The organism is Wenjunlia tyrosinilytica (assembly GCF_014646055.1).
Lineage (GTDB): Bacteria > Actinomycetota > Actinomycetes > Streptomycetales > Streptomycetaceae > Wenjunlia > Wenjunlia tyrosinilytica.
On record NZ_BMMS01000018.1, the window covers coordinates 1 to 12364 of the forward strand.

Annotated in this window: 8 protein-coding genes; 4 read left to right on the forward strand and 4 right to left on the reverse strand. The window is 71.8% G+C overall.

The features are described from left to right. The 4 genes from IEY86_RS20610 to IEY86_RS20625 all read left to right on the forward strand — a co-directional run. On the forward strand, window positions 1-1445 hold a 1445-nt coding region (locus IEY86_RS20610; RefSeq protein ID WP_189133264.1), incomplete at its 5' end, for a 1-deoxy-D-xylulose-5-phosphate synthase N-terminal domain-containing protein. Between the two features lie 262 nt (window positions 1446-1707). Continuing rightward, window positions 1708-3171, forward strand: coding sequence for an amino acid permease (locus tag IEY86_RS20615; RefSeq protein ID WP_229698636.1), 1464 nt, complete (start codon window positions 1708-1710; stop codon window positions 3169-3171). A gap of 37 nt (window positions 3172-3208) precedes the next feature. After that, window positions 3209-4669 carry an ArnT family glycosyltransferase gene (locus tag IEY86_RS20620; RefSeq protein WP_189133266.1) on the forward strand — a complete coding sequence of 487 codons (1461 nt, stop codon included), beginning with the start codon at window positions 3209-3211 and terminating at the stop codon, window positions 4667-4669. A gap of 188 nt (window positions 4670-4857) precedes the next feature. Then, window positions 4858-7077, forward strand: coding sequence for an NADP-dependent isocitrate dehydrogenase (locus IEY86_RS20625; RefSeq protein WP_189133267.1), 2220 nt, complete (start codon window positions 4858-4860; stop codon window positions 7075-7077). Between the two features lie 237 nt (window positions 7078-7314). Here IEY86_RS20625 and IEY86_RS20630 read toward each other — a convergent pair whose 3' ends face one another. The 4 genes from IEY86_RS20630 to IEY86_RS20645 all read right to left on the reverse strand — a co-directional run bounded on the left by IEY86_RS20630 (window position 7315) and on the right by IEY86_RS20645 (window position 12269). Next, window positions 7315-7719: a PIN domain-containing protein gene (locus IEY86_RS20630; protein WP_189133268.1), complete on the reverse strand. Its 405-nt coding sequence runs from the start codon at window positions 7717-7719 to the stop codon at window positions 7315-7317. A 107-nt stretch (window positions 7720-7826) separates the two neighbouring features. Continuing rightward, window positions 7827-8795: a hypothetical protein gene (locus IEY86_RS20635; RefSeq protein ID WP_189133269.1), complete on the reverse strand. Its 969-nt coding sequence runs from the start codon at window positions 8793-8795 to the stop codon at window positions 7827-7829. 134 nt (window positions 8796-8929) lie between these two features. Then, window positions 8930-11050, reverse strand: coding sequence for a 3-hydroxyacyl-CoA dehydrogenase NAD-binding domain-containing protein (locus IEY86_RS20640; RefSeq protein WP_189133270.1), 2121 nt, complete (start codon window positions 11048-11050; stop codon window positions 8930-8932). Between the two features lies 1 nt (window position 11051). Then, a complete protein-coding gene (locus IEY86_RS20645; protein ID WP_189133271.1) occupies window positions 11052-12269 on the reverse strand; it encodes a thiolase family protein in 1218 nt (405 codons plus the stop codon). Window positions 12270-12364 lie beyond the last annotated feature (95 nt).

A 12364-nucleotide genomic window follows, 5' to 3' on the forward strand; every position in this document is an offset into this window, starting at 1 on the left:
ACAACATCGCGGCGGCCAAGGACCGGCCGCTGGTGATCGTGGTCAACGACAACGAGCGGTCCTACGCGCCCACCATCGGCGGGTTGGCCAACCACCTGGCCACGTTGCGCACCACGGACGGGTATGAGCGGTTCCTCCAGCGCGGCAAGGAGATCCTCGAGCGCACCCCCGTCATCGGGCAGCCGCTGTACGAGACGCTGCACGGCGCCAAGAAGGGGCTCAAGGACTTCATCGCCCCGCAGGGCATGTTCGAGGACCTGGGCCTCAAGTACGTCGGGCCCATCGACGGCCACGACATGGAGGCGCTGGAGTCGGCGCTCCACCGGGCCAAGCGCTTCGGCGGCCCCGTCATCGTGCACTGCCTCACCGAGAAGGGCCGCGGCTACCGCCCCGCCGAGCAGGACGAGGCCGACCGCTTCCACGGCATCGGGCCGATCCACCCCGACACCGGGCTGCCGGTGGCCGCCGCCGGAGCCGACTGGACGTCGGTGTTCGGCGAGGAGATGGTGCGCATCGGCGCCGAGCGCAAGGACGTCGTCGCCATCACGGCCGCCATGCTCCAGCCGGTGGGGCTGGAGAAGTTCGCCAAGGCGTACCCGTCGAGGGTGTACGACGTCGGGATCGCCGAGCAGCACGCCGCCGTCTCCGCCGCGGGCCTCGCCACCGGGGGGCTGCACCCCGTGGTCGCGGTCTACGCCACCTTCCTCAACCGCGCCTTCGACCAGGTCCTGATGGATGTCGCCCTGCACAAGTGCGGGGTGACCTTCGTCCTCGACCGGGCGGGAGTCACCGGCACCGACGGCGCCTCCCACAACGGCATGTGGGACATGTCGATCCTCCAGGTCGTCCCCGGGCTTCGGCTGGCCGCCCCCCGCGACGCCGACCAGCTGCGCCTCCAACTGCGCGAGGCCGTCGAGGTCGACGACGCGCCCACCGTCGTGCGCTACTCCAAGGGCGCCGTCGGCCCGGCCGTCGAGGCCGTGCGGCGGGTCGGGGGCATGGACGTCCTGCGCGAGAGCGGGGCCGAGTGCCCCGACGTGCTGCTGGTGTCGGTGGGCGCCCTCGCCCCGATGTGCCTGGAGATCGCCGCCCTGCTGGACGCGCAGGGGATCTCCACCACCGTCGTCGACCCCCGCTGGGTCAAGCCGGTCGACGAGGCGCTGCCCGCGCTCGCGGCCGACCACCGCGTGGTCGTCACCGTCGAGGACAACGGCCGTGTCGGCGGTGTCGGCTCCGCCGTGGCCCAGGCCCTGCGCGACGCCGGAGTGGACGTCCCGCTGCGCGACTTCGGCATCCCCCCGCGCTTCCTCGACCACGCCACGCGCAAGGAGGTCATGGCCGAGATCGGCCTGACCGCCCCCGACATCGCCCGCCAGGTCACCGGCCTGGTCGCCAAGCTCGACGGGCGCCTGGAGCAGGCCCACGCCGAGGTGGCCTCCGACTGACCCGGGAGAGGGTCTCCGCGAATCGACCGGGGCCGGGCGCCACTCTTTCGGGTGGCGCCCGGCCCCTTCTGCGCAGGTGTGAGCGCACGCCTACGGGTGAAACGCCACAACAGGTGCTGCCATGGACGCCACGGCCGGTGATCATGGCACCAGAACAACCCGCGGAGGTGTACCGATGGACGCCAGCCCACCCCCGAGCCCTCCCCCCGACGTCGCCTCGCGACGGGTGTCGGCCCTGCGCACCAAGACCGTCGAGCAGTCGATGCGGGACACCGAGGAGCCGCAGCACGCGCTCCGCAAGTCGCTGTCCGCCCTGGATCTGACGGTCTTCGGCGTCGGCGTCATCATCGGCACCGGCATCTTCGTCCTCACCGGCACGGTGGCCAAGAACAACGCGGGACCCGCCGTCGCCCTCGCCTTCGTCGCCTCCGGTGTGGTGTGCGGGCTGGCGGCGCTGTGCTATGCGGAGTTCGCCTCCACGGTGCCCGTCGCCGGGTCGGCGTACACCTTCGCGTACGCCTCCCTCGGAGAGCTGCCCGCCTGGATCATCGGCTGGGACCTCGTCCTGGAGCTGGCCCTCGGCTGCGCCGTCGTCGCCGTGGGCTGGTCCGGCTACATCCGCTCACTCATGGACAACATCGGCTGGCACATGCCCGACGGGCTGGCCGGCACCAGCGACGCCGAGGGCTTCGGCTTCGACCTGCTCGCCTTCCTGCTGGTGCTCCTGCTGACGACCGTGCTCGTGGTGGGGGTCAAGCTGTCGGCACGGATCACCGCGGTCGTCGTGGCGATCAAGGTGTGCGTGGTCCTGCTGGTCATCGTCGCCGGGCTGTTCTTCATCAACTCGGCCAACTACTCGCCGTTCTTCCCCGAGGCCGTGCCCGCCTCCGGTGCCGAATCCGGCCTCAACGCGCCACTGATCCAGCTGATGTTCGGCTACGAGCCGACGACCTACGGCGTCCAGGGCATCTTCACCGCCGCCTCCGTGGTGTTCTTCGCCTTCATCGGCTTCGACATCGTGGCGACCGCCGCCGAGGAGACCAGGCACCCCCAGCGGGATGTGCCCCGCGGCATCCTCGGATCACTCGCCATCTGCACGGTGCTCTACGTCGCCGTGTCGATCGTGGTCACCGGAATGCAGAAGTACACCAAGCTGTCCGTGGACGCCCCGCTCGCCGACGCCTTCAAGGCCACCGGCCACCCCTGGTTCGCCGGTGTGATCAGCTTCGGAGCCGCCGTCGGGCTGACCACGGTGTGCATGATCCTGCTGCTCGGCCAGAGCCGGGTGTTCTTCGCGATGAGCCGCGACGGCCTGCTGCCGAGGGCCTTCTCCCAGGTCCACCCCCGGCTGCGCACCCCTTACCGTTCGACCGTCCTGCTCGGGGTGATCGTGGCGGTCATCGCGGGCTTCACCAGCATCTCCGAGCTGGCCGGGCTGGTGAACATCGGCACCCTCTTCGCCTTCATCGTCGTGGCGGTCGGCGTGATCATCCTGCGCAACACACGCCCCGACCTGCACCGCTCCTTCCGAACGCCCTGGGTGCCCTGGCTGCCGATCGCGTCCGTGTGCGCCTCGCTGTGGCTGATGCTGAACCTCCCGGCCGAGACCTGGCTGCGGTTCGGGATCTGGATGGTCGCGGGTTTCGTCATCTACTTCGTCTACGGCCGCCGCCACAGCAGGCTCAGCACGCGGGCGCGGCCGCAACCGACGAGTCCCGGCCCTTGAGCCGCCGGGAGACCGGAGGGCGGGTACTTTGGTCCGGGTGTCGAACGCTTCCCCTTCCGCCACGCCAGACACAGCCGCCACAGCGACGCGCTACTGGCTGAGGCTGCTGCCGCTGCTGGCGGCGGTGGCGCTCGCCACCCGGCTGCCTTCTTTCCTGCGGCCCATCTGGAATCCGGACGAGGGGTTCCTCGCCACCCAGGCCCGCATGCTGGCCAACGGCGGGGTCCTGTACGACACGGTCGTCGACCGCAAGCCGCCGCTCCTGCCGTGGGCCTACCAGGGGCTGTTCGCGCTCTTCGGTGACGGCTCGCTCCAGCCGGTGCGGGTGCTCGCAATCGCGGCCCACCTGCTGACCGCGCTGGCCGTGGTCGGCATCGCGCGGCGGCGCTGGGGGAACCGCGCGGGCGCCGGCGCCGGAGTGCTCTACCTGCTGGTCTCCGTCGGGCTCGCGCCGGAGGACGCCCAGGCCGCCTCCTTCGAGGTCTTCATGCTGCCGGGGACGGCGGGCGCGTTCTACTTCGCCGACCGCGGGCGCTGGGCCCTCGCCGGGACCTGCGCGGCCCTGGCCGCGCTGACCAAGCAGACCGGCGGCGCGGTGCTCCTGCCGGTGCTGTGGATGATGTGGCGCGACCGCGACCGCTCCGACGACCCCGGACGCGGCGGAGCCCACGCCCTGCTCGGCTTCCTCGTCCCCATCGGGATGGCGGCGCTGATCACCGGACCGGGGCGCTTCCTGTTCTGGACCGTGACCGGCAGCGGCTCCTACGCCTCCTCCATGAGCGGCTCGTGGCCGACCGCGCTGGCCCGGGCCCTGGGGAACGCGGCCATACTGTCCGCCGCCGCCGGCGCGCTGGTGGCCGCCATCGGCCACATACTGCTGCGCCGCCGAGCCGTGGCCGACGCCGACCTGTGGCTGTGGCTGGCCTCCAGCGCTGTCGCCGTCGTCGTGGGCTTCCACTTCTTCGGGCACTACTACCTCCAGCTCGTCCCCCCGCTGGTCCTCCTCGGTGTCGACGCCCTGCACCACCTCCCGCGCTGGCAGCGGCCCGCGCTGTTCCTCACGGCGGTCGTCGCGGGCGTGTTCGTCGTGTGGGGGCTGCTGCACCCCACCAAGGAGCTCGACCACGCCGAGGCCGTGGCTCAGGCGGTCGCCGAGCGCACCGACCGGCAGGACACCGTGCTGATCTGGGGGATGCACCCCGAGGACTACTGGCTCGCCGACCGGCAGCCCGCCAGCCGCTATCTGACCGCGGGGTTCCTGACGAATTTCAGCGGGGGCCGTGGACAGCACCAGGTCGGCAAGGCGCACGCCGTGCCGGGAGCCTGGGCCACGTTCGAGCAGGAGACCCGGGCCCGGCGGCCCGCCCTGGTCGTCGACGACTCCAGGGGCGCCCCGTACCGCCCGTCCGAGCTGCCCGCGCTGGAGCGCATGCTGGACGACCACTACGAGCGGGTCGGCACGGTGGACGGCGCCGTGCTCTACGCCCGCAAGAGCTAGGAGGAGCCGGGCGGGAGCCGCCCGCGGCCGGCCCCGCCACACCGCTGTGAGGACCGCTCCCGGCGACCGCGCGAGCCGCCGCCCTGTCCGGGAGCGCGGCCCCCGTGCCCCCGGGGGTGGGTGTCGGACAGGGGCGCGAACGAGATATCTTGATATCGAGACGATGTAGACGTGAAGGCGGAGTACCGGTGACTGACTCGACCATCATCTATACGCACACTGACGAGGCCCCGGCCCTGGCCACGTACTCGTTCCTGCCCGTGGTCCAGGCGTACGCCTCGACGGCCGGAGTCAATGTCGAGAGCCGCGACATCTCCCTGGCGGGGCGGATCATCGCCGGCTTCCCCGAGCGTCTCGAGGAGGGCCGGCGGATCGAGGACGCGCTCGCCGAACTCGGCGAGCTGGCCAAGACCCCCGAGGCGAACATCATCAAACTGCCGAACATCTCGGCGTCGATTCCGCAACTGAAGGCGGCCATCGCCGAGCTGCAGGAGCAGGGCTACGCGCTCCCGGACTACCCGGACGACCCCAGGACCGACGAGGAGCGGGACATCCGCGCCCGCTACGACAAGGTCAAGGGCAGCGCCGTCAACCCGGTCCTGCGCGAGGGCAACTCCGATCGCCGCGCCCCCGCCTCGGTCAAGAACTACGCCAAGACCCACCCGCACCGCATGGGCGCGTGGACCTCGGACTCCAAGACCAACGTCGCCACCATGGGCGTCGACGACTTCCGCTCCACCGAGAAGTCCGCGGTCGTCGGCGTGGCCGGCTCCCTGCGCATCGAGCTCGTGGGCGACGACGGCAGCACCACTGTCCTGCGCGAGTCGGTGCCGGTCCTGGCCGACGAGGTCGTGGACGCGTCCGTCATGCGGGTCGCGGCCCTGCGGGAGTTCCTGGGCGCCCAGATCACCCGCGCCAAGGACGAGGGCGTGCTGTTCTCGGTGCACCTGAAGGCCACGATGATGAAGGTCTCCGACCCGATCATCTTCGGCCACGTCGTACGGGCCTTCTTCCCGAAGACCTTCGCCGCGTACGGCGAGGCGCTCGCCTCGGCGGGTCTGGCCCCGAACGACGGCCTCGGCGGCATCCTCAAGGGCCTGGAGTCGCTCCCCGAGGGCGAGCGGATCAAGGCGTCCTTCGAGGCCGAGCTGGCCGAGGGCCCGCGGCTCGCGATGGTCGACTCCGACCGGGGCATCACCAACCTCCACGTCCCGAGCGACGTCATCGTGGACGCCTCCATGCCCGCGATGATCCGCACCTCCGGCCACATGTGGGGCCCGGACGGCCAGGAGGCCGACACCCTCGCCGTCCTGCCGGACAGCAGCTACGCGGGCATCTACCAGGTCGTCATCGACGACTGCCGCGCCAATGGCGCCTTCGACCCGTCGACGATGGGCTCGGTGCCCAACGTCGGCCTGATGGCGCAGAAGGCCGAGGAGTACGGCAGCCACGACAAGACCTTCGAGATCCCCACCACCGGCACCGTGCGGGTCGTCGACGAGTCGGGCGACGCGGTGCTGGAGCAGGTCGTCGGCGCCGGCGACATCTTCCGCATGTGCCAGACCAAGGACGCGCCGATCAAGGACTGGGTGAAGCTCGCCGTCACCCGCGCCCGCGCCACCGGCGACCCGGCGGTCTTCTGGCTCGACGAGAACCGCGCGCACGACGCCCAGCTGATCGAGAAGGTCAAGGCGTACCTGCCGGAGCACGACACCGAGGGGCTCCGGATCGAGATCATGGCGCCGACCGAGGCCATCGCGTTCTCCCTGGAGCGCATCCGCCGCGGCGAGGACACGATCTCGGTCACCGGCAATGTGCTGCGTGACTACCTGACCGACCTCTTCCCGATCCTGGAGCTCGGCACGAGCGCCAAGATGCTCTCGGTCGTCCCCCTGATGAACGGCGGCGGGCTGTTCGAGACCGGCGCCGGCGGCTCCGCGCCCAAGCACGTCCAGCAGCTCGTGAAGGAGAACTACCTGCGCTGGGACAGCCTGGGCGAGTTCCTGGCGCTGGCGGTCAGCTTCGAGCACCTCGCGCAGACGACCGGCAACGCGCGCGCCCAGGTGCTCGCGGACACGCTCGACCGCGCCACGGCCACGTTCCTCAACGAGGACAAGTCGCCCAGCCGCCGCCTCGGTGGGATCGACAACCGCGGAAGCCACTTCTACCTCGCGCTCTACTGGGCGCGGGAGCTGGCCGGGCAGACCGACGACGCCGCGCTGGCCGAGGCGTTCAAGGGCCTGGCCGAGACGCTGGCCGAGCAGGAGCAGACCATCGTCGACGAGTTGATCGCGGTGCAGGGCACGCCGGCCGACATCGGCGGGTACTACCAGCCCGACCCGGCCAAGGCGGCGGCGGTCATGCGTCCGTCGAAGGTCTTCAACGAGGCCATCGCGACCCTCGGCTGACGGGGTCCGCGGGTTGCCCCGACCGCCGGTTCCACCGATTGAGGCAGAGGTCCCTCGGGCCGAATCCGACGCCCCGGCAGACGCCCGGGGCGAAGGGTCCGAGGGACCTTTCCCTGCCGGTCGGAGGCGGTTCCGGAATGGTCCGAGGCCGTCCCGGACCGACCCGAATCCGGTTCCGGGCCGGCTCCGGCCGGGTCCCGGGCCGACGGTCGCTCCCGGCTTCCGGGCCGCCGGCGTTCAGGGGCGGACCGCCTTGGGGCCGGCGACCTCGGCGCCGAGCTTCCTGACCCGCTCGCGCAGCTCGCGGTCGGCCGTGACGACGAGTACGGGCCGTTCGGGGGCCTCGGCCCTGGCCCGCGCCACCAGGTCCACGATCGTGTCGTCACCGCTGCCGGGCGCCGCGGTGACCGGCACGTCCTCCACGGGCGGGACGGCGCGGGCCCTGCCCTCCACGACGAGCAGGACGTCCAGCGGCGGCCGCCGGACCCACTCCGGCACATCGGCCCGATCGGGCAGCCCCTCCCGGGCGATCGGGACCAGGGCGTCGCGGAGCCTCTCGTTCGCCGCGAGCCGGTCGCGCCACCAGCCGTCCGGCACCGAGCCGACGACATTCGCACCGTCCACCACCACAAGAGGCCGCATGCCTCCAGCCTCGCGCAACGGCCGGTGCCCCGGCGAGCCGGACCGCCGACGGGGCTGCCGACGGGTGCCGTTGACGGGTGCTGTTGACGGGTGGCCCTGAGCGTGCGTCAGCGGCCGTTCCAGCCCCGTGCCGCCTCGTCCAGCGCGTCCACGACGGCCGAGCGCCCGGCCGCGTCGGTACGCACCGTGTGGCTGTTCTCGACGTGCAGGAACGGAATGCCGTGAGCGGCGGCGTCGCGCCCCTGCACATTCGTCGTGCCCTCCAACTGCCCGCAGGAACGCACCCAGGTCCGGCACGTCCGCAGCCCGGCGTCGGAGATCAGCCTGGCCGCCCTGCGGATCTCGGGGCCCGGCTCCGTGACGCCCGGGGAGAGCACCACGTCGTTCCCCGGCGAGCTCTCGTTGGCGAACCCGTGCAACTGCACCCCCGGCAGCCCGCGGGCCGTCAGAGCGGCGCACACGGCGTTGAAGACCGACCGCGCCTGGTGCGCCATGTCCGCCTCCTTGCCCTGCCCGGCGAAGCGGTTGGCCCCGGCGAGCACCAGCACCGCGCCGGGCGTCTTCGCGAACAGCTCCGCGCCCATCAGCTCGCTGTTCATGTCCGCCCGGGGGTGCGGCACCTGGACGCTGAACCGCGCGGACCGCGAGAGGTCCACGTAGACCCGGCCCCAGCCGCGTCCGGTGTCCTCGCCCTCGCGCTCGGCTATCTCGGCGACCGCCCGCTCGGAGCCCTTGAGGCGCATGGTGCGGACGGTGTAGCCGACGTGCCCGAGCCGGGACCGCGCCGAGTCGATCCTGCCGTCGAGGACGTCCATGACGCCCGCGCGCACGGCCGCCCGCTCCTCCCGGCTCGGCGGCCGGTAGCCGCTCCGGAGGGGGAACAGCGCCGTGTACGAGCCGACACGGTCGCCGAGTTCGACCGGCGAGGCGACGTCGGGAGGGCGGTCCTTCGGCTCCGGGCGGGACTTCGCGGTGAGCGTGACCACGGTGGCGGCCACCAGCAACGAGGCGCACAGGGCCGAGACGAGGACGCGTCGGCGCCGCTGACGCGGCGCCGCGGGGGAAGGCGCGTACATATGGCCGTAGCTTAAGCGCCCCGGTCCCGGCCGCTCGCACCGCATGGCTCCCGGCCCCGCGCCCGCAACGCCGAAACGGCGGGCCCCGGGACAGGGGCCCGCCGGATCAAGGGTTTCGGCGGCTCGCGCGAGGCTTACGCGGGCACGCTCGCCACGCCCGGGGCGAGGAACGGCTTGCCGTTGACCCGCTCCGAGACGCCCGCACGGTCCAGGTACGGCGTGATGCCGCCCAGGTGGAACGGCCAGCCGGCGCCGGTGATCAGGCACAGGTCGATGTCCTGGGCCTCGGCGACGACACCCTCGTCCAGCATGAGCTGGACCTCCTGGGCGATGGCGTTCAGCGCCCGGTCGCGCACCTGCTCCTCGGTCAGGACGGTGTCGCCGACCTGGAACAGGGCCGCCACCTCCGGGTCGACCTCGGGCTTGCCGGAGTCGTAGGTGTAGATGGAGCGCTTGCCCGCCTCGACGATGCGGCCGAGGTTCTCCGACACGCGGAAGCGGTCGGGGAAGGCACGGTGGAGGGTGCCCGAGACATGGTGGGCGACGGCCGGGCCGACGAGCTCGAGCAGCACGATGGGCGACATCGGAAGGCCGAGCGGCGCCACGGCGCGGTCGGCGACCTCCACCGGGGTGCCCTCGTCGATCGAGGCCATGACGTCGCCGAGGAAGCGGGTCAGGACGCGGTTGACGACGAACGCCGGGGCGTCCTTGACCAGCACTGCGGTCTTCTTCAATGTCCTGGCGACGGAGAACGACGTGGCCAGCGTGGCGTCGTCGGTCTTCTCGCCGCGGACGATCTCCAGCAGGGGAAGGACGGCGACCGGGTTGAAGAAGTGGAAGCCGACGACCCGCTCCGGGTGCTCCAGCTTCGAGGCCATCTCGGTGACCGACAGCGAGGAGGTGTTGGTCGCCAGGATGGTGTGCGGCTGGACGATCTGCTCCAGCTCGGCGAACACCTTCTGCTTGACGCCCATCTCCTCGAAGACCGCTTCGATGACGAAGTCGGCGTCGGCGAAGGCCACGGCCTTGTCCAGCGAACCGGACACCAGCCCCTTGAGGCGGTTGGCCTTGTCGTTGCTGACGCGGCCCTTGAGCAGCAGCTTGTCGATCTCGGCGTGGACGTAGCCCACGCCCTTGTCGACGCGCTCCTGGTCGATGTCGGTGAGGACCACCGGCACCTCGAGGCGGCGGGCGAACAGGAGTGCCAGCTGAGAGGCCATCAGGCCCGCGCCGACCACGCCGACCTTGGTGACCGGACGGGCGAGGTTCCTGTCCGGGGCACCGGCCGGGCGCTTGGCGCGCTTTTGGACCAGGTTGAACGAGTACAGCCCGGCCCGCAGCTCGCCGCCCATGATCAGGTCAGCGAGGGCGTTGTCCTCGGCGTCGAACGCGGCCTCGAGGTCGCCGTCCTTGACGGAGGCGATGATGTCCAGGGCCTTGTACGCGGCCGGGGCCGCGCCGTGGACCTTGGAGTCGGCGACCGTGCGGCCGCGCGCGACGGCGTTGTCCCACGCCTCGCCGCGGTCGATCTCGGGCCGCTCGACGGCGATCTCGCCCTTGAGGACGGCCGCGGTCCACACAAGGGACTGCTCGAGGAAGTCGGCCGCCTCGAAGATCGCGTCGGCGATACCGAGCTCGAAGACCTGGGCGCCCTTGAGCTGCTTGTTCTGGTTGAGCGAGTTCTCGATGATCACCGAGACCGCGCGGTCGGCGCCGATCAGGTTCGGCAGCAGCGCGCAGCCGCCCCAGCCGGGGACCAGGCCGAGGAAGACCTCGGGCAGGGAGAACGCCGGCAGGGCCGCCGAGACGGTGCGGTAGGTGCAGTGCAGGCCGATCTCGACCCCGCCGCCCATCGCCGCGCCGTTGTAGTAGGCGAAGGAGGGCACCGGCAGCGCGGCGAGGCGCTTGAACGCGTCGTGGCCGCCCTTGCCGATGGCCACCGCGTGGTCGCGCTCCTTGAGCGCCTCGACGCCCTTGAGGTCGGCGCCGACGGCGAAGATGAACGGCTTGCCGGTCACACCGACGGCGACGATCCCGCCCGCGGCGGCCTCGGCCTCGACCTGGTCGAGCGCCTTGCCGAGGTTGGACAGGCCCTGCGGGCCGAAGGTGGTCGGCTTGGTGTGGTCCAGGCCGTTGTCCAGGGTGATGAGCGCGAAGCGCCCGGCCCCGCCCGGGAGGTCGAGGTGGCGCACGTGAGCCTGCGTCACGACCTCGTCCGGGAAGAGCTCCTGGGCGAGCTGCTGAAGGTCGGTCACGTTACTTCTTCCCCTCGAAGTGCGGGTTCTCCCAGATCACGGTGCCACCCATGCCCATGCCGACGCACATGGAGGTCAGGCCGTAGCGGACCTCGGGGTGCTCCTCGAACTGGCGGGACAGCTGGTTCATCAGCCGCACGCCGGAGGAGGCCAGCGGGTGGCCGAAGGCGATGGCGCCGCCCCAGGCGTTGACCCGCTCGTCGTCGTCGGCGAGGCCGTAGTGGTCCAGGAAGGACAGCACCTGGACGGCGAACGCCTCGTTGATCTCGAACAGGCCGATGTCGTCGATCGACAGACCCGCCTTGGCCAGGGCCTTCTCGGTCGCCGGGACCGGTCCGATGCCCATGACCTCGGGCTCGACGCCCGCGAAGGAGAAGGAGACCATGCGCATGCGCACCGGCAGGCCCAGGTCGCGGGCCACGTCCTCGGCCGCGAGCAGGGAGGCGCTGGCGCCGTCGTTGAGGCCCGCGGAGTTGCCCGCGGTGACGCGGCCGTGCGGGCGGAAGGGGGTCTTGAGGCCGGCCAGGCCCTCGAGCGTGGTGCCCGGGCGCATCGGCTCGTCGACGGTGGCCAGGCCCCAGCCGGTCTCGCCGCCCTCGGGGCTGGTGCGCCGCACCGCGACCGGTACCAGGTCCTGCTGGATCTTGCCGTTCGCGTACGCCTTGGCGGCGCGCTCCTGGCTGCGCACACCGAACGCGTCGGCGCGCTCCTTGGTCAGCTGCGGGAAGCGGTCGTGGACGTTCTCCGCGGTCATGCCCATGAACAGCGCGGACTGGTCGACCAGGCGCTCGGACAGGAAACGGGGGTTGGGGTCCACGCCCTCACCCATCGGGTGGCGGCCCATGTGCTCGACACCGCCCGCGACGACCACGTCGTACGCGCCGAAGGCGATACCGCCCGCGGTGGTGGTGACGGCGGTCATGGCACCGGCGCACATGCGGTCGATGGCGTAGCCGGGCACGGACTTGGGCAGGCCGGCCAGCAGGGCGGCCGAGCGGCCGATGGTCAGCCCCTGGTCGCCGATCTGCGTGGTGGCGGCCACGGCGACCTCGTCCACGCGCTCCGGCGGCAGGTCCGGGTTGCGCCGCAGCAGCTCCCGGATGCACTTGATCACCAGGTCGTCGGCACGGGTGTCGTGGTAGATGCCCTTCGGGCCCGCCTTGCCGAACGGGGTGCGGACGCCGTCGACGAAGACGACGTCCCTAGCGGTACGAGGCACGTTGGCTCTCCTCCAGATGCGGGGGCACTGCTGCTGAACTGTTCGCTTCTCCGCTCGCGAGGCGCCGCCGGCGGTACCGGCCGATGCCGTCGGCG